Here is a 19,855-nt window from a genome sequence, read left to right as displayed (position 1 = left end):
GTTAAATTTTACTTAAAATGGGGTGCCTATGGAAAAAGCCAAAATGGTAGTTGTGGGTGCAGGGCCAGCAGGCATAGCCACGGCGGTGGAAGCTCAAGCCCAAGGGATAGCTCCGGTTATCGTGCTCGAAAAATCAGACAAGCCCTGTGAAACCATCCACAAATACTACCACAAAGGCAAAAGGGTGGATGCTGTCTGGCAAGGAATAGAAGTCAAACCTGAAGGTATCTGCCGGTTTGAAACCTGCACCAAAGAAGAATTTTTACAATTAATGGACGACTACATAAAAAAATACGGCCTGGATATTCGTCTTGGGCAGGAAGTGCACAAAATAGAAAAAACAAACGACTGTTTTCGAATCTGGGCCGGACAAGACACCGTGATTGAAGCACCTATCGTGGTCATTGCTATCGGAATATTTGGCAAACCTGTAAGACCCAAATATCGTATCCCCAAAGAAGTAAGGGACCGTGTTTTTTTCGGCACCCAGACAGAGTGCATACCCGGGGCCAAAAAGATCCTGGTGGTCGGCGGAGGAGATTCAGCCGCTGAGACTGCTTGTTTTCTCTGTGAAAAAACTCAAGTTTATCTCTCCTACCGCCGGCCCAAGTTTTTCCGCATCAACGAACAGAACATGAAAGAGTTAGACAAGCGCGTTAAAGAAGGCAAGATCAAACTTCTCATGAACACAGACATTGAAAGCCTTTCAAAGGATGAACAAGGCAAAGTTCTTGTCAAATTCAAAGACGGCCAGGAAATGGCCTTTGATGCGGTTTACTATTGCCTGGGCGGGGCAACCCCAGAAAATTTTTTAAAGGCTATCGGCATTGAAGTAAATGGGCGAAGGCCTAAAGTTGACGAATATTACGAAACAAATATCCCAGGAATTTTTCTGGTAGGGGACCTGGTCTTTGAAAAAGGAAGCATTATGGCAGCGTTTAATTCGGCTCATCGCGTGGTGGAAGGAATAAAAAAACGCTACCAGGACCGACTTGAGCGCGGGTGTTAGATGACAAAAGTCCACCTTTACTGGGTGAAAAGCCCGGCCATCCCTAGCGACGAATTGCTTAACGGAATCATAGAAAGTGCTACTGATGCCATTGTCGCTATAGACGAAAGACACCGTATCATCCTTTATAATCCCGCCGCCGAAAGGCTTTTTGGCTATAAAGTAGAAGAAGCCCTTGGCCAGGATTTGTCCCTTCTTTTGCCTGAACACGTGGCAGAAAAACATTTCTCATACGTAAAAGAATTCCTCAAGACAGGGCATTCCCCTGTGCTTGGTAAGGTAATGGAAGGAATTGCCAAACGTAAAAACGGTAAGACCTTTCCCATTGAGATTTCACGTTCAGCCACCAGGATAGACAACCACTGGATATTCACGGCTATTGTGCGCGACGTGACCCATGAACTTGAAATGGAAAGAAGGCTACTTGAAAGCGAAAAACTTGCTGCTGTAGGAATGGCTGCCTCGCGCATTGTTCACGAAATAAAAAACCCTCTGATTGCCATAGGGGGGCTTGTCCTTTCGCTTCTCAAAAAAGAAACCAAAGAAGAGCGCCGCCAAAAACTTGAGCTCATCCTGCGTGAAATTAAGTGCCTTGAAAAGCTCCTTTCTGATATCAGCGAATTTGCCAAACCCCTTAAACTTGAGCTTACAGAAACCAACATCGTAGCTTTGTGCCAGGAAGCCCTTGAATTTTATGAACCACGTTTTGAAGAAAATAGCGTAAAAGTACACCTCATCGCACCTAAAGACGAAATAAAAGTTGTGCTAGATGAGGGTCGCATAAAGGAAGTTCTTTTTAACTTGTTTCAAAATGCTATCGAGGCCATGTCCACCAAAGGTGGGGGGGAATTAACCGTTGAAATTGTTCCTGAAAAAGAAAAAGTGCGCCTCATTGTAAGAGACACAGGCCCTGGAATTCCAGAACAAGTATTAAAACATCTTTTCACGCCGTTTTTCACCACCAAGAAAAAAGGCACTGGCCTTGGACTTTCCATCTCTCATAAAATAATCGAAGCTCATGGTGGCAAAATCTACGCCAGAAACTACGAAAAAGGTGCAGAATTTATTATCGAATTGCCTTACCACCCGCCTGAAGCCAAAGCCGTAGAAAGTTGAACCTTGGCATATTGATAGGCCTCAGGGAAAAGTCTCTTAGCCACTTCACGGGCCTTTTTGGTAGGCAGAATGCGAATAAATTTATCAAGACTTTTACAATCCTCGTAGCTTAACTTGCTTACAAATAGCCGCCAGAAAAGTTCATTGCGCAAATGCGGAAAGGGTTCTTCTTCTGTGGGCTTAAGCTCTTCTTTTTCGATCAGCTTGATATAAACGATGCTTCGGGCGGCAAGGAGATCTTCTGGAATTTTCCGATGCCTTCCGCCAAAGAGATAATAAGACGTAAGGCCATCGCCAGGAGACGGCAGTACTCCGTGTAAACCATGGGCCTTAACCGCACGCAGCAAGAGATTTTCCACCCGCAACCGAAACAAATTCTTTTTTTGACCAGCGAGATAATAAACCAGCTTTATGTGGATATAGCCGGCTTCAACGTATATCTTGGCGTGAGGAGAAAACTTGCGCACAAGAGAGACGAGTTCTTTTGCCCGCATTTTATCGCGCAAAGAAATACGCCTGGCGTCTGCTTTAGCAAAGGCCTTGATCTTTTGAACCAAGACATCGAAATCACCCTGCATAGCGGCATAGTAATCAAGTAACTTCCCAAAGGTCTCATGCTCGGCTTCATATACAGGCGAAAGGTCCTGGATAGTGCAAACCTCTTCTCGTGGGATGCCGCTATCAAGCATAGACCTAATGATAAGCCAGCGTTCTAAATAAGGCTCAACCTGGCAAATCTGTTTCCCCTCGGCGTAAAAAGCCTTCAAAAGTTCAAGGCTCTTTTTGGTGTACTCAGGAAAACCTGCTTCTACGTTTTCAAGATATTTCTCAACACTTATCTCACCTTTGAGGACCGCTTGGAAATCCGGCTCAGGTGGCTCTTCAAGGACGATGGCATCATGGTCTGCCATCAATTCTTTGGTTGCTGGCAAAAATTCAAGCCTATGAGGGGTAAGACCAACGGTAACTAAGCGCATCCTGGGGGTTTTCCAAAAAGGCTTTAAGCAAAGCCACGGTTGCTTCGATGTCTTTTTTGAAGGCAATGCTTACGGGAGCATGAAGATAGCGCACCGGAACAGAAATAGCCGCGGTACGCACAGAACCCGAAGCCACCTGGAGTGCAGAGGCATTGGTGCCACCACGGTTTTTTACGATCACCTGATGGGCAATGTCTTTTTCTTTGGCAAGCTGAGCAAGACCCAGGGAAAGATCGCGGTCTGCCACAAAACGAGCATCGCAAAGTCTTATCTCAGGACCTTGACCGCAAAGAGTAGCCTTAAGAGAAGAAGGCACCCCGGGGGTGTCAGCAGCAAATGTGCCTTCAAGCACAATTACTACTTCTGGACTAATTTTCTGCGCCAACGCCTGCGCTCCGCGAAGGCCTATTTCCTCTTGCACAGATGCCGAGACAACAAGATCAACCTTGGGATTGGCCTGAGCCAGGGCTTCAGCGATCACAAAGAGCCCTACCCGGTCATCCAGGGCCTTAGCCATAATGGCGTCTTCAGTCTCTTCAAAAAAAGACGGGAAAGTAACAGGCGAGCCTATCTCTACAAGTTCACCTAGTTTTTCTGGCAAAAGCCCAGTATCAAGATACATCTCTTCGATAGCAAGGTCTTTTTTATCCTTGCCAAGATGTGGGGGGTAAGAAACCACTACCGCAGAAAGCTTTCTTTGGCCCCAGACCACTAATCGCTGCCCATAGACTACTTTAGGGTCCATGCCCCCAAGGGGTATTACGCGCAAAAAACTTCCTTCAATCCCTGAAACCAGAAAGCCAACTTCATCAAGATGGGCGTCAAGGAGCACACGTGGGCCACTTCCTCGTTTTAAAAGCAAAAGATTACCAAGGGAATCTTCTTTTACTTCGTCAACTAACGGCTCAAGGGCCTCAACAAAAACCTTTTTCACCGGGGCCTCTGCCCCTGGAACCCCCGGAGCTTCACACAATTTTTGTAAAAGTTCGTAATTCATAGGTCAAAGTAAGCTAGCACCGGAGCATGATCAGAAGGTCTTTTCCATGAGCGCGGCTCGCGGTCTATCTCGGCCTTTTTTAATTTTTGGACAAGTGCCTTTGATACCCAAATATGATCAAGACGCATGCCACGGTTTGCTTTAAAAGCACCAAATTGATAATCCCACCAGGTATAGGCCCCTTTTTCTTTGGGATGCAAAGCACGGTACGCATCCACAAAGCCCCATTCCATGAGGATTTTAATAGCAGTGCGTTCTCGTTCGTGAAAACAAATCTGCCCTGCCATAAGCTCAGGATCATAAACGTCTATTTCCTCAGGGGCCACGTTAAAATCGCCACAGAGCGCTACTAAATCGTTTTCTGGATGAAAAAAATTTTCAAAATACTCGCGCAGCCGGTAAATAAATTCAAGCTTATAGAGGAAATAATCAGAACCCACACTCCCACCATTAGGGATATAGACCGAATGCACGCGCACCCCGCGAACAGTTGCAGCTATAAGGCGTTCTCTTGCTTGAGAGTCATCAACTTCAGGGAAACCAATAAGTACGTCTTTTGGTTCCTCACGGCTGAGAATAGCAACTCCGTTTCGCCCTTTACCACCGGCATGGACCGCGTAATACCCCGCTTCTTTTATTTCTTTGAATGGGAATTCGGCATCAGTTGCTTTGGTTTCTTGAAGGCAAAGGATATCTGGCGCACGCAGCTTGAGCCAGCGCAAAAGATGCTCAAGCCGCATGCGCACTGAATTTACATTCCAGGTAGCAATGCTAAACATGTTTAGCCGAAGTCATGGGTTCCAGCGATAACTTTCACACCAACTTTTTCTTCGATAAGCTTGGGAAGATTTTCCATATCATGATTTTTACACATGGGCACAGCTTTTACCATACAATTTGAAAGATGCACGGCGTCAAAATCTACTTTCTTCTTGGTAGCAGCAATATTGCTTATCAACGCGCGCCCTGGGCACTTACATTTTAAAAAGCCGATTACTTGGACCTCATCGTATTCTGCAAAAGGTCCTCTCTTTTCGGCGGCAGCGGTCATGCATTTCCAGTCGGAAGGACAATCATAAGAACTATCAGCATAAGCCCCACAAGCAACAATTAAAACCTTGGCCATGGCCACACCTCCTGCTATGATTTTTTCTTAAACTTGCGTCGCAATAAAGAAAAAGTCAAGTAAACTTTATAAGACTCATTGGGCCACAGACTATTGTTGGGAGCATTTTATTCTACATAGCCTCTTGGGATCTGTTCGTTTTTTCGTTTTGAAAAATGGGAACGGGTCCTTAACGATGTCAGGGTTTTTAATGCTCTCAGTAATGTAAAAGACTTTGAGCGGCTAGAAAACGCCCATTAATTTTTGGCCTATATTTTGCTCTTTTCGTGAGGAAAATGTTGCTATTTTTCGTTCCGAAAAAGGAACAGTTCCTTGACTAAACCTTAAAAAAGGAGGATTGCCATGAGAAAAGTGTTATCTTTCATCGCTTTTTTGACATGTTTGTTGTTGCCTTTTTCCGTCAAGGCCCAAGATGTTTTAAAAGTTGCCGCAGCGGCCAATCTGCTTTTTCCCATGCAAAAAATTGCCAAAACTTACGAAAAACAAACAGGGACAAAAATAGACTTAGTCTTCAGCTCGTCAGGAAAACTAACCGCCTTGATAAGCAAAGGGGCCCCCTTTGATATTTTCTTTTCTGCAGACGCCAAACGTCCAGAATATCTTGCCCAAAAAGACATTTGCCTGCCCCCGAAAGTTTATACTTACGGAGTACTTGCCTTTTGGAGCAAGAAAAAAGAGCTTTGCAAGGCTGGCTGGCCAGAAGTACTCAAAAAGATAAACTCTCTTGCGATCGCGGATCCCAAACTTGCTCCTTATGGTGAAGCCGCAGTCTTTGCCCTTTCAAAAACTTCCTTTAAGGACTCCCTCAAAAACAAAATAAGAAAAGCGATGACCGTTTCACAGGCCTTTCAATGGGCAGAAAGCGGAAACGCCTGCGGCGCCCTGGTTAGTCTTTCACTGGCAATGTCCCCTCGCGGGCAAAAGGGCTGTTTTTTCAAAGTCCCAGGAGCCCCCCCAATTAAACAAAAAGCCTGCGTTGTAAAACGTGGAAAAGTTGAAGAAGCACAGAAATTTTTACAGTTTGTCTTATCAAAACCTGGGCAGGAAATACTTTCTGAATACGGATATTTACCCTTAAGGAGAAAATAAACATGGGTACTTTTTCTCCGCTTTTTTTATCTTTTAAATTGGCGGCTGTGGTCACCGTACTCTTGGTGGCCATAGCCTGCCCTCTTTCTTACTGGCTTACCTTTAAAAATTTCAAAGGGAAAATTTTTGCAGAAAGCCTAATTTTGCTACCCTTGGTTTTGCCCCCCACGGTTTTGGGGTTTGCCCTTTTAGTTTTATTAGGCCCAGATGGCAGCCTAGGAAAATGTTTTGCACGCATTTTTGGTTATACCCCTGCCTTTCATTTCTCTGGCTTGGTTATCGCATGTTTAATCCACGGCCTACCCTTTGCCATCCAACCTCTAAAAGCAGCTTTGACCAAACTTGACGTACGCATCCTGGAACTAGCAGAAGTCAGTGGCATCTCCCCAACGCGCAGTTTTTTTCAAATAGTTTTGCCAAACATCTGGCCTGGGATCCTTGCGGCCGCGATACTTGTTTTTGCCCATACTTTAGGAGAATTCGGCGTGGTTCTTATGGTGGGCGGTGGTATTCCTGGAGAGACATTGGTGGCTTCTATTGCGATTTATACCTATGTAGAAGCCCTTGAGTACAATAAGGCGGCCCAGCTTTCGCTTATTTTACTGGCGCTAAGCTACGTGGTGCTTTGTGTTGCCATGGTTTTAGAAAGGAGGCAGAAAAAATGTGCCTTCTAGTAAATGTGGAAAAGAAACTTCCAGGCTTTACACTTAGAGCACACTTTTCTTTAAAAAATGGCGAAATATTAATACTTTGGGGGCCTTCAGGATCCGGAAAAACAACGCTTTTGCGTCTGCTTGCAGGGCTTGAAAAACCTGACAAAGGTTACATTTCTTACCATAAGGAAATTTTTGTTGACACCGCCAAAAATATTTTTTTGCCTCCCCGCAAACGGCAATTAGGTTATGTATTCCAAGAAGGAATACTTTTCCCGCATTTTAGTTTGGAAAAAAACATCACTTTTACCGCTAAGGAAAAATCACTTGGCTTAGATTGCTTGAAAAAGCTTGGTCTCTGGGAGCTTAGAAAGAGAAAACCATTTGAGGTGTCAGGGGGAGAACGCCAAAGGGCAGCCTTTTGCCAGGCCCTGGCAAGGAAACCCTGCTTGCTTTTACTAGACGAACCCTTTTCTGCCCTTGACGAAAAGAACAAAGAGCTGGCCATTTCTTATCTCAAAGACTGGCAAAGCAAAACAAAAGCTACTTTATGTCTTATTACTCACCACAAAGACGACGCTTTGAAATTTCAAGCTAAATGGCTTTACGTAAACAGGGGAGAAAGTAATTTTGAAAAGTAAAAGTAAAAAACTACTTTTCTTCATTAACGGAACAGTAGATTTCTAAAGTTTCCTTCAAATTTTCCCAGGAAATTTTATATTTTTCGGCCAACTCTCCTAAGGAAAGGAAAAGATCTTGGCACAAGATACAGGCACCCACCTCAGCGCCTAGGCGACGAAAAAACTTTTGCGCTGAGGGGTAGCGCTGAATCACTTCAAGCACTGTCATTTCTGGTTTAAGAGACATGAAATAGCCTCCGGAATTTTGGCGATAATCTCTCGCACCTGAGTAGCAGGGGTTGGATTCGCTAGTTTTCCTCCTATGCGATTGAGCTTTGCCGCCAAATAAGCGGCTTCTTCAGGAGGAAAACCTACGGTTACCAGCGCAGCTAAAACACCAGTAATGACGTCTCCTGTGCCACCGATTGGCTCAAGGGCTTCAACTACTGGATCATCTATTGTGGCCAGAATCTTTCCGTCTTTAACAACGAAATCTACCCTGCCCTTGACTAGCAAAATTTTGGCGGCGTTACCATGACGATAAGCCCGCTCTATTAGTTCTTTTACTTTTCCCTCATCAGGAAAGAGAAAACCGCGTGTATAAAGGGGATGAGGGGCCTCTTCATCCGCCAAAAAGGCAAGTTCTCCCGGGTCTGGAGTAAAGATATCATACGAAGGAGCAAGCCCAGCAGCCTTAGCTGCGTACATATAGCCTGCATCTGCTATTAAAAAAGGCCTCTTGGGCATCCTTTCGGTGGCCATAAAGACCTTTCCCTGCGCATCAACATCAGGGAAAAGATAATGAAAAACAAGGGTTTTGAATTTTTGCTTTGGAAGATCCGAACACAGAAAATCGTAGAGTGTCTTACTACCTTTGCCTTCTCCGGTATCACCCACCAAATAAACAAAAGGAGGCTCTTTATCAAAATGCTTTAACACCAAAAGGGCCGCTGCTATTAACGCGGGAGTCCCTCGTACTATCTGAATCTCACGGGTATCGACTTCGAGACGATCATTTTTAAGAACGGCCTTTGCAGCTACCAGCGGAAAATCAGGCGCTGGGACTGTTCCCACTATAGCAAGCACTTTTTCGCCTCCTCAAAGGCCAGTTGAAGAGTATAACCACAAAGGGTGTGTCCCAAAGAACGTGGCTCCTTGGCTTCGTCTAAGCGCTTACCAACAAGTATGGCCGCAAGATAAGGAACATCAGGGCACCCTCCTCCGGAAACATTTACAATGCAAAGGCTTTTTTTATCTACCGTAAGTTTCATATTGGCCACTTGAATCATCAGGTAATCACCGAAATCCTTTTTGCGCACCATATCCGTAGGCTCAAGCAAAGGATTGCTAACCGGCACAACATCAAGGGGAGGAAGGCCTGCTTCTTCAAGCACCCGTAAAATCTCAAGCTTATTCATCAGGGGAAACTCAATTACCATATCGCAACCTTTGCGCACCTCCGTAGGCGGAGCTTTCACCGCAACCTGAAAGCCCTTGTTTTTTAGAAGCGACTCAGCCTGAATAACTTCGCCGGTGTTGTCGAAAAGCAAAAAACCTCTTTCTATGGCCTCGAATTCTTTTTGTTTTTTCTTACGGGAGAAAAGTCTATTAAACATGCTATTTGCGTATGACTATTTTGTATTCATCGCCTTCTTCAATGATTTCAGCCACCTGCCATCCCTGAGAAGTCACCGCTCGCGTCACGTTTTCTTTGGCTGTTTCGTTATCTACCAGCACAACCATTTCATCAGCACTTCCCTCTTTGATGGCCTCAAGTGTTAAAAGCACAGGCTGAGGGCAGGAAAGCCCCCTTGCATCTATGGTTTTCATAGCAAGCCTCCTTAAGCGGTTTTGCGACGCATGGTAAGACCAACCACCACACAGAAAATCAAACCGATGATTACCCCTTCGATGCTATGGGGGCCAAGGCCTTTGGGACTGGCACCCATGCCAAAGTTGTGTGCAAAAGCAGCCCCTATGAGCATCCCGAGCACAAAAACCGCCGCGTCGGTGTCCCCTTCGCCTGACATAAAAAGCTGCCGCCCAGGGCAACCTCCTGCCAAAGCAAAGGCAAGCCCGGCAAGAACCATGCCTAGAAAATTCCAGAGCTCTAAGGTGTGTGCCGCAGGCTGACCTTTAAAACCAGGGTGAATTTGCCCCAAAAGCACGTTTACTATCAGGGCTGTGACCAGAAAGGCAAAAACGCCATAGAAAAGATGCCCCTGACGAAAAAGGATTAGATCTCTAAAGGCTCCCATGGTACAAAATCGACTGCGCTGGGCCAAAAAACCGACCAGAATACCCACCCCCACGGAAACAAACAAAGGTGCATGCATAGCACCTGGACCTTTGATGCTGTAAAAAAAGCACATCGTGTTTTGGTTCTCCCGGAATAGGTGGCAAAACCACGCGTAAAAAGAGCAAAAATGCCATTACCACCGGAAAAACTAAGCCGGCACTAAAGGGAAGGCGCTGGACTCGACCTAAGCTAAACCCCTGTTTCATAAAAAATATGCCTATGCTTATGCCACAAATAAGGCCTAAAAAACCGAAGATAGCATTGGCATCGCCACCGGCCAGGCGCAAAATGGTCCGCCAGGGGCACCCCAGAAACACAAGCGCCCCTATCATGGCGAAAAAGCCCAAGAAGAAACGAATTAAAGGAGCTGAGCCCCCCTCTTGGCTTAAATTCCCCAAAAAGAAAAGCCGCAAGAGAAGAGCCCAATACAAAACACAAAATCTCTGGCCTCAGATACTGAACCACCGCTGCCCTGTGAAGCCCCAGAGATCCCGCGATATCCCTTAAAAAACAGGCTACACAGATCCCCATGTTCCCTGGATTGCCAAGTTTTTGAAGAAGTGGCGCCAAAATCCCAATCAAAACTCCTACGGCGACAATCCCATAGGTCTCAGCGAAAATATTCCGCCTCATAAAAACCCCCTCCAAAATGGAATGAAAAAATCTTTATTCAAAGGATAACAATAAGTCAAATAGGTTTTTTTGATAAAAAGCCGGTTAATTATTGGCTGTTCATATAAGGATGGAATCCTTTGGACTCAAAGGATACACCTGACATCGAGGATCCGTTCCTATTTTTCCAAAATGGAAACAGGAACGGACCCATAGGAATTCTTCGATCGTTTGTGCTTCACTTGGAAATGACTTCTTGAAGCGTCACCTATTTCAGGATCTTTGTAAATTCCCTTGTAAGTGAGCGGACCGACCTATTTTTGGGGAGTTTGATTTTTGGAGGCTTAGAGGAGAGCCAAGAGGCTCTCCTCTAAGTTTTTTAATGGTGGCTACCTACGACCACATTTAAGAGATTGGCAGAAAGTTTTTCCATAACAGGATGTTTTTTAATTTTGACTGGGGAAGTTTCACCGTTAACATTAATAACTACCATTCTCCCGTATCCCTTTCCGTAAGCATTCATAAAATCATATACCGCACCTACTACAACAAGTTTGCCGCTTTTTACTAAGTCAGGATAAAACTCCAAGGCCTGAGCTACTTGCCAATCAACATTGCGCTCTACGTTTTTGAGCCATCTTTCCGCGAAGGAACCATGGCCGTCATCCTTGCTCAGTGGAATATGGAGATGATCCAACTCGCGTATAATGCCTTCGGTCTCTTTGCTGTAATCAGACATAGCTGCTTTTACGGCACCACAACCAGTATGCCCCAGAATGAGGAGAACAGGGGTATGGAGATGTAGAATTCCATAGTCAATAGAACCTTTAGCTACTATAAGCTGGTTTCCAATGTTTCTAATAACAAAGAGCTTATCTATAGGATCATTCAAAAGAACATTCATGTGAACACGGGCATCGGAACAGGTTATAACCGTAGCAAAGGGATGTTGGGACTTTTGATACGGGGCAAAATAGCTAGCATCATGGGACACAACAAACTGATTGTTTCCTACGGCCAATTTTTCCATAGCCGAAGAAGGATCACCACTTGACCCATGACCACTGGCAAAAGCACTGCCACACAAAATCAGAAAACAAATTACCAAAAACACTTGAAATCTTTTGAACATACAACCCCCTCCTTTTAGATTTTTTTGGCTTGTCAAACTGCCATATAGGAATCCATAATTCCTGAAAGACAAATTATAAAAAAAACTGAAAGTTCCAATCTAAGTATTTGTTTGTTATATCTGTTTAAGTCATTTTTTTCCTTGACAAATTCAATTTTTCTCAAAAAACTAAAAAACTTCGAAATTTTTCGGAAAAAAGCTATATTTTTTTAGTTTTGCTAAAAAAATTTCAACTTTCATATGAATGCGTCGCAATTAACTTTTAAGGAAACACTACTCAAAGGACTTAAAGAACTCGGCTTAAGGCTAGAGGCCGAGGCCATTACAGGACTTTTACGATACTTTTCGTTGCTCAAAGAATTCTCTGAACCCCTTGGGCTTACGGCTTTAAAAGATCCTAAAGAAATAGCCGTAAAACATTTTTTGGATAGTTTGACGATTTTGCCTCACCTGCCAGAAGGGCCTCTTCTCGATTTGGGGACAGGCGCAGGATTCCCCGGTATGGTGGTAAAAATTGCAAGACCTGAGAAAGAAGTCTGGCTTGTTGATTCCCGCAAAAGGCCAATTTCGTTTTTAACCTATGTAGTAGGAATTTTAGGCCTGAAAAACATTAAAATCGTTAAAGCCACGGTGGGTAAAAACGATAAGCTCCCCCGTAAATACTTTTCCTGTGTAACTTCTCGAGCGGTAACAGAACTTACCTCCCTATGGGAACTTGGGAGGCCGCTTTTGGCAGAGAAGGGAATACTTTTGGCCATGAAAGGGCCCAAGGGTCCCGAAGAAATTCCAAAATTAAAAGAAAAACATCCAGAAATCACGTGTGAAGTAAAAGAGCTAAGACTACCAATCACAAAAGAACCACGCACCCTTATCCTGGTTAGAGAGTCTCCCAGTTAAGGCAGTTTGGGCACACCCAGGTCACGGTATTACATGAAAATCTTTTCGGGCCTTGAGCCATACATTCCTGACAGATCAAATAGCCACATTTTTGGCACCTGTAACAAAGGGGCATATCCCTCCCGCACACCTCACACTTACCTGAAGTTGTCTTGCTCCTCCTGAATTTTCTATCTCTTTCCATAAAAATTTCCTCATCTAAAAAGACCCGTTCCCTATTCTGGATGAAAAAGGGAACGTATCCCGAAAGCAATGTCGACCAAAAGAGACTTCCAGAACTAAACAGATTATACCGCAAGGCGAATTTTAATGCTCACGCATAAACGGACAAGCCAAACGGCCACCTGGTCATCTCGAGGCAATATAATTGCCATGGCATTCGGCCTCACCAGTCACGCGAAGAGGCCCGCAGAACTAACGAAGCGAACTCTTAAGACAGCTCTTAACATAACGAGCCAAAAGATTGAAAATGTCAGGAAACAGTGACTTTCTGGCTTAATCCTTGCAAGGGGGCTTATTAAGAAGTTAAATGAAGACGAAACAATAAGAAAAGAATTATTTTTAGCGAGGTTTTTATGTTTACCAAAATTTTAGCCAAAATCGTTGGGACCAAGAACGAACGCGAGCTAAAGCGCCTGAAGCCCATTGTGGCTCGCATAAATGATCTTGAACCACAAGTCAAAAAACTCTCTGATGCCGAACTTAAGGCCAAGACTCAAGAGTTTAAAGAACGTCTGGAAAGGGGCGAAACCCTTGACTCCCTTCTGCCAGAGGCCTTTGCCGTGGTGAGGGAGGCAAGCCGCCGGGTGCTAGGGATGCGCCATTTTGACGTGCAGCTCATGGGCGGCATTGTGCTCCATGAGGGGAAAATCGCAGAAATGAAAACAGGTGAAGGAAAAACTTTGGTGGCAACCCTTCCAGCATATCTTAATGCCCTTACGGGAAAAGGCGTTCATATCGTTACAGTTAACGACTATCTTGCCAAGCGCGACGCTAAATGGATGGGAACCCTTTACAATTTTCTCGGCCTTTCGGTAGGCGTGATTGTCTCTGGCATGGATGAACAAGAGCGCAAAAAGGCCTATGCCTGTGACATTACCTACGGAACAAATAACGAGTTTGGCTTTGATTATCTCAGGGATAACATGAAGTTTTCACTAGAAGACATGGTCCAGCGAGAACACCACTACGCCATTGTGGACGAAGTGGACTCTATCTTGATTGACGAAGCGCGAACCCCTCTTATCATCTCGGGTCCCTCAGAAGAATCAACAGAAATGTACTATCACATCGACAAACTTGTAAGGCATCTCAAAAAAGACGTGCACTTCACCCTGGATGAGAAGACCAAGTCCGCCATGCTCACCGAAGAAGGAGTGGCGGAGATGGAGCGGCTCCTTGGGGTGGATAATCTTTATGATCCGCGCCATATAAGCCTGGTACACCACATAAATCAGGCTTTGCGCGCGCACCACTTATTCCACCGTGATGTGGACTACATCGTAAAAGACGGCAAGGTCATTATCGTCGATGAATTCACCGGAAGGCTTATGCCTGGCAGGCGCTGGAGTGATGGTCTGCACCAGGCCATTGAGGCCAAAGAAGGCGTAAAAATAGAAAAAGAAAACCAGACCCTTGCCACTATCACTTTTCAGAACTACTTCCGCATGTATGAAAAACTCGCCGGCATGACAGGAACCGCTGAAACTGAAGCCACAGAGTTCAAAGAAATTTACAATCTCGACGTGGTAGTCATCCCCACCCACAAACCCATGATAAGGGTTGATCACCCTGATGTGGTTTACCGCACTGAGCGTGAAAAGTTCAACGCTGTAGTGGAAGAAATCGTAGAGCTTCACAAACAGGGACGTCCGGTCCTGGTTGGCACCACAAGCATTGAAAAAAGCGAAACCCTCTCGCGCCTTCTTACCAAGAAAAAGATCCCGCATCAGGTTTTGAACGCCAAATACCACGAAAAAGAAGCCGCTATTATTGCTCAGGCAGGCCGTTCCGGCGCGGTAACCATTGCCACCAACATGGCAGGCCGCGGAGTTGATATCTTGCTTGGTGGAAACCCTGAGGGCCTTGCTAAAGAAGCCCTTCAGGAAGAAGGCTTTGACCTAGAAAGCATTGACCAGGCAGCCTGGAATGAAGCTTTGCAAATGGCCCGCCAAGGGGAAGACCCTACCAAGAAATACCCTGAGCGGTGGGCTGAAATTTTATACGAGAAGGTAAAAGAATGTAAAGAAGATTACGAACGTGTTAAGGCCCTTGGGGGGCTCCACATTATTGGCACAGAACGCCATGAGTCTCGCCGCATTGACAACCAGTTGCGAGGCCGTGCCGGACGCCAGGGAGACCCAGGGTCTTCGCGGTTTTACCTCTCCCTTGAAGACGAACTACTTCGACTCTTTGGTTCAGACAAACTCCGAGGAATTATGGATCGCTTGGGCATAGAAGAAGGCGAGCCCATTGAACATCCCTTTGTTTCCAAAGCCATTGAACAGGCCCAGAAGAAAGTTGAAGCGCATCACTTTGAAATTCGTAAGCACCTTCTGGAATATGACGACGTAATGAACAAACAGCGCGAAGTCATCTATTCGCAGCGCAAAGAAGTTCTTGCCAGTGAAAACATCCGCGACTGGATTGATGACATGATCCGCGATGTGTGTGAGGGGATTGTAGAAGAATTCCGTGAAGAAAAAGGCTCCCCTCAGGAATGGGATCTTGAAGCCTTAAAAGAACGCTTCTTTGGAATCTTTGGGTTCCGCCCAGAGATCCCGGATGACCTTTTAAACGCCAAAGAACTTAGCGAATTTTTGACTCAAGAAGCCCAAAAAGCCTATGAAGCCAAGGAAGGAGAAGTTGGCGAAGAACTTATGCGCCACCTTGAGCGCATGTTCCTCCTTCACACCATTGACAGCCTCTGGAAAGAGCACCTCCTGGCCATGGATCATTTGCGTGAGGGAATCGGCCTGAGAGGCTATGCCCAGCAAAATCCGCTCCAGGAATACAAGCGCGAAGCCTTTGCCATGTTCTCCGACCTCATCGAACGCATCAAGGAGCAAACGCTATCATTGCTTTATCGGGTACAGGTAACAAGAGAAGAAGAAGTTGAACGCATGGAAGAAGAAAAAAGAAGCCAAAGGCTGCGTCTGGTTTATAGCCGTGGTGAAGAGACTCAGGAAGAAGAAAAACCTAAAAAGCAGCCCATAAGGCGTGGCAAAAAGATTGGCCGCAACGACCCCTGCCCTTGCGGCAGCGGCAAAAAATATAAAAAATGCTGTGGACGCCCAGGAGCCAAACCAAAAGAAAAGGTGTTGGCAAGCTAGCTTTCTTTAGGCAGGAGAAAAAGACGCTTTAGCACGATAGTGGCGTAAGATCCTTTGGGGAGAAAAAACTCGACCCACACCGCGTCTTCTCCTGCTTCTTCGTATTTGATCTTTTCTGGAATGATGGCTACTTCTCTGGGATATGTTTTGAAAGTAGCCCCTTTAGCAAGGGTCCTGAACTTTTCAAGGCCTGGGATGCCTTCTTTTTCAATCACTTCTTCCATAATGGCCTTTAGTTCGCTATCAAGCTTAAGACGCGGGCTTGGAAGAGGAATTTTCTTCTCTAAAATAGCTGGCCTTAAAACTTCAGGGAAATCCCGATAAAAAAGAAGCTCTCCCAAGAGGTAAGGGACAGGATAAAGTCTTAGCCCAAGCTTTTTCAGGTAAAGCTTTACGGTTTCGTTCCATATATGGGCTTGATAAGCGTGACAAAGCATTAGGAGATACTCGCGGTCAATCAGGGCAAAGGCCCTTTTAAACGTGCGTTTAGAGGGCCTGTGACTCGCTAGAAATTCAAGCAAGGAGCGCTCCCAGGGGCTTGGAGCTAAATCAAGGCAACGTGAGACATCAGGCCAGTACTTTTTTAGGCACTTACGGAAATTTTCGGTGCGCTTCATTTCATATTGGCTTCCCTCAGCCAGCATGAGGTAAAGGGCACGTTCATAATTCCCCAGGATGAGTTCTCTAATGGCAAAGCCTTTGCCGTGGCGCACTGAACCAAAGCGCTGTTCGTCAAAATAATTCACCACCCCGTAGCGCGAAATAAGTTCTATCTCCTCTTCGAGGCCCTTGGTTGAAACATCTCGCACCAGGATTCGGAAAAAATTACCCTTAAGCCTTGCTTTGGACATGGGTTTTGAGGTTTGCCCAAGGTATTCCAGCAGGTAATTTTTGCCGCGGAGGTCTTTTTTAGGGCCGTGGCGGATGGTGAGATATTGATAAGAAACGGCATGGCGGTCTTTAAGGCCACCGTACTGGATACGAGAAGTCCTAAAACGCAGACGACGGGCGATGTCTCCCAACACGTCCCAGGTGGTAGCCCCGCGTTTTTGGAGACGATAAAGGGAAAAGTCGCCTTTGCCCTCGGGTTTGATGTCAGCTACTTCATAAACCACGAAATCTTCTGGCCTTACTTTTATGCGCATGAGTCCATGCTACCAAAATAAAAGAGCTTATAAAGTAGCCTCATTCGTCACGCGGAGAGAACGCCGCCTGCGCGATCTCATGGGCTTGCTTCGAACCCGCAGCCCTTGCAATTACATCCCACACCAAACTAATCCCCCTTGCCTCTAAAACATTTACAGCCTCAACAATTACAGATCGACTTCAGGATCCGTTCCCGTTTTTCGTTCCGAGAAATAGGAACGGATCCTGGATTTTGCAAAGGTCTCGATAAAAACTTCGAAAAAACCTAACTTATAAGAAGGGGGTGAAAGACATGGGAAAAGTTGTGATCAATCCCTTATTAACCAACAAAGTCTATGTTTTCAGAGATAGAGTTGAGGCAGGTTACGTACTTGCCGAAATGTTAAGGCCTGCCTACGCTAAGTCAGAAGATACGCTTGTTCTTGCCATTCCTGCAGGAGGGGTGCCGGTAGGCTTGGTCATTGCAAAAGAGCTGGGCCTACCCTTTGATTTGCTCATAGTGAGAAAGATCCATTTCCCTGATAACCCTGAGGCAGGCTTTGGGGCTATTACCTCAACAGGCGAAATTCTCCTTAATGAAGAACTCGTAGCTTATGCCGGACTTACAGAAGAAGATATTGCCGCACAAATCACCAAAGAAAAAAGAGACATTCAAGAAAGAGAAAGAATTTTCAGAAAAGGCAAGCCCTTTCCTGAAGTCAAGGGCAAAAAAGTCATTTTGGTAGATGACGGCCTTGCTTCGGGATACACCATGATGGCAGCGATAAAAAGTGTTACAGGGAAAAATCCCGCTAAAACAGTAGTGGCCGTGCCCACTGCTTCAGAACGCGCAGTGCAAAAAGTAGCCCCTTTGGTAGATGAGCTTTACGTAGCCAATCTTCGCAGCGGGGCCTTCTTTGCAGTGGCAGACGCCTATCAAAATTGGTATGACTTAAGTCGAGACGAAGTGATCAACCTCCTGGCAAGCGCGGGGTATTTTAATGGAGAAACTTCTTGATAAACAACACCCCTTTAATTGGGATAGGTGCGATGATCCAGAATTGCTTCTTATACGGGAAATGTTATATGGTGATCCTGTGTCAATATTAAAGAAACACCCCAAAGAAGAATTGAAAAAAATATTTTTGAAAAATATTCACCTATTTCGCAGGAAAAATCGCTCATTTTGGAAGCTTGCCCTAGGGGTCTCTGATGAAGAAATTGCTCAAGCAACAGAAAAAAGTTTTAGAGAAACTCTTTCAATCTGGCCTCACTGAAGGTTTTTATCTTACAGGGGGGACTGCACTTGCCTTGAAATATGGCCATCGTTTTTCCGAAGACCTAGACTTTTTTTCGTTTCCTGAATCGTCTGGAAAAAATTTCCCCTTGCAAAGGTTTTCTTCTTTTACTTTTAAAAACAAAAACTTTGAAATTATTGAATTAGAGAAGGAAACTGTACATTTACGAATTGAAAATATCCTGGTGTCTTTTTTTTCTTATCCTTATCCGCTTTTAGAAAAGCCTGACAAATTGGATCTTTCCTCTGGTGAAATTTTGATTGCTTCTGACAAAGATATTGTCGCTTCTAAGGCAATTGCTATTGCTCAAAGGGGCAGTAAAAAGGATTTTTTTGACCTATATTTCCTGATGCGCAAATACAATTGGAATCTTCGAGACATCTTAAATCTCTGTCGCCAGAAGTTTAACTTAAAACAAGAAAATATAGCCTTCCTTTTGAAAGGGTTTTCTTATTTTTATGACGCCGAAAAGGGAGAGGTCTATTTTTTAGATGAACGTAAGCTTGCTCCTGAAGAGTGGCAGCAAATAAAAGATTTTTTTTCCGATGAAGTTTTAAAATACCTAAAAGAAAATTCTATTCCTTCGTAACGGATCTTTCTTTTAACTAGCAGGTATCCCTCAAAACTGGTATGAGTTAAGCTAGGATCCGTCCCCATTTTCGGAACAAAAAGGGAACAGATCCATTACGGATGTGCTTGCAACAATTATCTCAACAATTTTGCATTCGTTACAAAAATGGCGAGCATTACTTATCTTTGCTCTGGAAATAAAGAAGGGGAGGTTCTCAAATGGAACAACCGGTTTTTGACCATCGCAAATTAGGCCTTGATGATGTCTTTGAGTTTGCTTGTTATCCTGGAATTTCCTGTTTTAATATCTGCTGTTTTGACGTGACTTTAGTGCTGGGCCCTTATGATTTTTTACGCTTACGCAAAAACTTAGGGCTTTCTTCCCGGGAATTTATCGATCGGTTTTGCGACTTTTATATCGGCGACGTTACCCAGCTCCCGGTGGTTTCGGTAAAGATGCAGAGCCATGATTTTTCATGCCCGTTTCTACGCGAAGAAGGCTGCTCTGTTTATCCTGATAGGCCGGCCTCTTGTCGCACTTATCCTTTGGCGCGCTTTGTGGGCCGCGATGAAGAAGGAAAGCCCTTTGAAATCTATCGTATTATTCGTGAGACTCATTGCAAAGGCCATTTTGAAAAACGGCCTATCTCTGTGCGAGACTGGATTAAAGAACAGGGACTTGAACCTTATTACGAATTCAATGACCTTTTTGGCGAAATAGTTTTTGCCCGTCAGCACATGGATCGCCCACTCACCGCAGAAGAACTCGACTTAATCTATCTAGCCTGCTATGGCCTGGAAAAATTTAAAGAATACGTTTCCTCTCAAGCCATATCCCTTGAAGGCTTTTCTCAGGATGAAATAGCTGCAGCCCTTAAGGATGACGAAAAACTTCTGCGTTTGGGGTTAAATTTCCTAAAAAAGACCATTTTTCGTGACTATTTACCCCAATAAAACGGTTTAATACTTAAGCTTGCTGCGTTATAGTTTTTAAAAAACACAG

General features: G+C 44.9%; 21 protein-coding genes and 1 pseudogene. 11 read left to right on the top strand and 11 right to left on the bottom strand.

Annotation, left to right across the window (positions count from 1 at the left end):
• The first annotated feature begins 28 nt into the window (after nucleotides 1–28).
• Nucleotides 29–1,009 carry an NAD(P)-binding domain-containing protein gene (locus tag H528_RS0101785; protein WP_022852640.1) on the top strand — a complete coding sequence of 327 codons (981 nt, stop codon included), beginning with the start codon at nucleotides 29–31 and terminating at the stop codon, nucleotides 1,007–1,009.
• Entirely contained in the window at nucleotides 1,010–2,125 is a 1,116-nt protein-coding gene (locus tag H528_RS0101780; protein ID WP_022852639.1) for a two-component system sensor histidine kinase NtrB, read from the top strand.
• Here H528_RS0101780 and H528_RS0101775 read toward each other — a convergent pair.
• From H528_RS0101775 to H528_RS0101760, 4 genes are read right to left on the bottom strand one after another with little or no spacing between them, the layout of a single operon-like run.
• Nucleotides 2,089–3,102 (bottom strand): hypothetical protein, encoded by a 1,014-nt coding sequence (locus tag H528_RS0101775; RefSeq protein WP_022852638.1) that lies wholly within the window; start codon nucleotides 3,100–3,102, stop codon nucleotides 2,089–2,091. The genes H528_RS0101780 and H528_RS0101775 overlap by 37 nt on opposite strands.
• The gene (locus H528_RS12220; protein ID WP_022852637.1) at nucleotides 3,068–4,099 is read right to left on the bottom strand and encodes a M42 family metallopeptidase; all 1,032 of its coding nucleotides are present in this window, start codon (nucleotides 4,097–4,099) and stop codon (nucleotides 3,068–3,070) included. The genes H528_RS0101775 and H528_RS12220 overlap by 35 nt, the downstream gene beginning before the upstream one ends.
• Nucleotides 4,096–4,878: an exodeoxyribonuclease III gene (xth, locus tag H528_RS0101765; RefSeq protein ID WP_022852636.1), complete on the bottom strand. Its 783-nt coding sequence runs from the start codon at nucleotides 4,876–4,878 to the stop codon at nucleotides 4,096–4,098. Before xth ends, H528_RS12220 begins: the two co-directional genes overlap by 4 nt.
• 2 nt (nucleotides 4,879–4,880) lie before the next feature.
• Nucleotides 4,881–5,225 carry a CGGC domain-containing protein gene (locus H528_RS0101760; protein WP_022852635.1) on the bottom strand — a complete coding sequence of 115 codons (345 nt, stop codon included), beginning with the start codon at nucleotides 5,223–5,225 and terminating at the stop codon, nucleotides 4,881–4,883.
• Nucleotides 5,226–5,567: 342 nt separating this feature from the next.
• Here H528_RS0101760 and modA point away from each other — a divergent pair, with 342 nt between their 5' ends.
• Genes modA through H528_RS0101745 form a run of 3 tightly spaced genes read left to right on the top strand, consistent with a single transcriptional unit; the run spans nucleotide 5,568 to nucleotide 7,608 of the window.
• Nucleotides 5,568–6,314, top strand: coding sequence for a molybdate ABC transporter substrate-binding protein (modA, locus tag H528_RS0101755; RefSeq protein ID WP_022852634.1), 747 nt, complete (start codon nucleotides 5,568–5,570; stop codon nucleotides 6,312–6,314).
• A 2-nt stretch (nucleotides 6,315–6,316) separates the two neighbouring features.
• Nucleotides 6,317–6,988, top strand: coding sequence for a molybdate ABC transporter permease subunit (gene modB, locus H528_RS0101750; protein WP_022852633.1), 672 nt, complete (start codon nucleotides 6,317–6,319; stop codon nucleotides 6,986–6,988).
• On the top strand, nucleotides 6,976–7,608 hold the full coding sequence (locus H528_RS0101745) for an ATP-binding cassette domain-containing protein (protein WP_022852632.1): 633 nt from the start codon (nucleotides 6,976–6,978) through the stop codon (nucleotides 7,606–7,608). The genes modB and H528_RS0101745 overlap by 13 nt, the downstream gene beginning before the upstream one ends.
• 10 nt (nucleotides 7,609–7,618) lie before the next feature.
• Here the strand turns inward: H528_RS0101745 and H528_RS12215 are convergent, their stop codons facing one another.
• The 6 genes and pseudogenes from H528_RS12215 to H528_RS12205 all read right to left on the bottom strand — a co-directional run bounded on the left by H528_RS12215 (nucleotide 7,619) and on the right by H528_RS12205 (nucleotide 11,630).
• Nucleotides 7,619–7,834, bottom strand: a complete 216-nt coding sequence (locus H528_RS12215) for a hypothetical protein (protein WP_022852631.1) — start codon at nucleotides 7,832–7,834, stop codon at nucleotides 7,619–7,621.
• Nucleotides 7,813–8,673, bottom strand: a complete 861-nt coding sequence (locus H528_RS0101735; protein ID WP_022852630.1) for an NAD(P)H-hydrate dehydratase — start codon at nucleotides 8,671–8,673, stop codon at nucleotides 7,813–7,815. The genes H528_RS12215 and H528_RS0101735 overlap by 22 nt, the downstream gene beginning before the upstream one ends.
• Nucleotides 8,661–9,203, bottom strand: coding sequence for a putative Se/S carrier protein (locus tag H528_RS0101730; protein ID WP_022852629.1), 543 nt, complete (start codon nucleotides 9,201–9,203; stop codon nucleotides 8,661–8,663). Before H528_RS0101730 ends, H528_RS0101735 begins: the two co-directional genes overlap by 13 nt.
• Nucleotide 9,204: 1 nt before the next feature.
• Complete coding sequence (locus H528_RS0101725; protein WP_022852628.1) at nucleotides 9,205–9,417, bottom strand: sulfurtransferase TusA family protein; 213 nt, start codon at nucleotides 9,415–9,417, stop codon at nucleotides 9,205–9,207.
• A gap of 11 nt (nucleotides 9,418–9,428) precedes the next feature.
• Nucleotides 9,429–10,519, bottom strand: a pseudogene (gene yedE, locus H528_RS14810) (YedE family putative selenium transporter).
• Between the two features lie 358 nt (nucleotides 10,520–10,877).
• The gene (locus tag H528_RS12205; RefSeq protein ID WP_022852627.1) at nucleotides 10,878–11,630 is read right to left on the bottom strand and encodes a carbonic anhydrase; all 753 of its coding nucleotides are present in this window, start codon (nucleotides 11,628–11,630) and stop codon (nucleotides 10,878–10,880) included.
• 240 nt (nucleotides 11,631–11,870) lie between these two features.
• Here H528_RS12205 and rsmG point away from each other — a divergent pair, with 240 nt between their 5' ends.
• The gene (rsmG, locus tag H528_RS0101710) at nucleotides 11,871–12,527 is read left to right on the top strand and encodes a 16S rRNA (guanine(527)-N(7))-methyltransferase RsmG (RefSeq protein ID WP_022852626.1); all 657 of its coding nucleotides are present in this window, start codon (nucleotides 11,871–11,873) and stop codon (nucleotides 12,525–12,527) included.
• A 575-nt stretch (nucleotides 12,528–13,102) separates the two neighbouring features.
• A complete protein-coding gene (gene secA / locus H528_RS0101705; RefSeq protein ID WP_022852624.1) occupies nucleotides 13,103–15,859 on the top strand; it encodes a preprotein translocase subunit SecA in 2,757 nt (918 codons plus the stop codon).
• Here the strand turns inward: secA and truD are convergent.
• On the bottom strand, nucleotides 15,856–17,004 hold the full coding sequence (gene truD / locus H528_RS0101700) for a tRNA pseudouridine(13) synthase TruD (protein WP_022852623.1): 1,149 nt from the start codon (nucleotides 17,002–17,004) through the stop codon (nucleotides 15,856–15,858). The two genes, secA and truD, sit on opposite strands and share 4 nt — an antisense overlap.
• Nucleotides 17,005–17,297: 293 nt before the next feature.
• On the opposite strand from truD, the gene H528_RS0101690 reads away from it, so the two are divergent.
• The 4 genes from H528_RS0101690 (at nucleotide 17,298) to H528_RS0101680 (ending at nucleotide 19,806) form a co-directional block, all read left to right on the top strand.
• Nucleotides 17,298–18,002 carry a phosphoribosyltransferase gene (locus H528_RS0101690; RefSeq protein ID WP_022852622.1) on the top strand — a complete coding sequence of 235 codons (705 nt, stop codon included), beginning with the start codon at nucleotides 17,298–17,300 and terminating at the stop codon, nucleotides 18,000–18,002.
• Complete coding sequence (locus tag H528_RS14510; RefSeq protein WP_084677620.1) at nucleotides 17,986–18,261, top strand: hypothetical protein; 276 nt, start codon at nucleotides 17,986–17,988, stop codon at nucleotides 18,259–18,261. The genes H528_RS0101690 and H528_RS14510 overlap by 17 nt, the downstream gene beginning before the upstream one ends.
• The gene (locus H528_RS0101685; RefSeq protein ID WP_022852621.1) at nucleotides 18,197–18,871 is read left to right on the top strand and encodes a nucleotidyl transferase AbiEii/AbiGii toxin family protein; all 675 of its coding nucleotides are present in this window, start codon (nucleotides 18,197–18,199) and stop codon (nucleotides 18,869–18,871) included. The genes H528_RS14510 and H528_RS0101685 overlap by 65 nt, the downstream gene beginning before the upstream one ends.
• A 200-nt stretch (nucleotides 18,872–19,071) precedes the next feature.
• Nucleotides 19,072–19,806: a YkgJ family cysteine cluster protein gene (locus tag H528_RS0101680; protein ID WP_022852620.1), complete on the top strand. Its 735-nt coding sequence runs from the start codon at nucleotides 19,072–19,074 to the stop codon at nucleotides 19,804–19,806.
• The last annotated feature ends 49 nt before the right edge of the window (nucleotides 19,807–19,855 follow it).

This window comes from Thermodesulfatator atlanticus DSM 21156, assembly GCF_000421585.1.
GTDB classification, from domain to species: domain Bacteria; phylum Desulfobacterota; class Thermodesulfobacteria; order Thermodesulfobacteriales; family Thermodesulfatatoraceae; genus Thermodesulfatator; species Thermodesulfatator atlanticus.
Note: the sequence above shows the minus strand (reverse complement) of the source record. Positions and strands in the feature narration are given on the sequence as shown.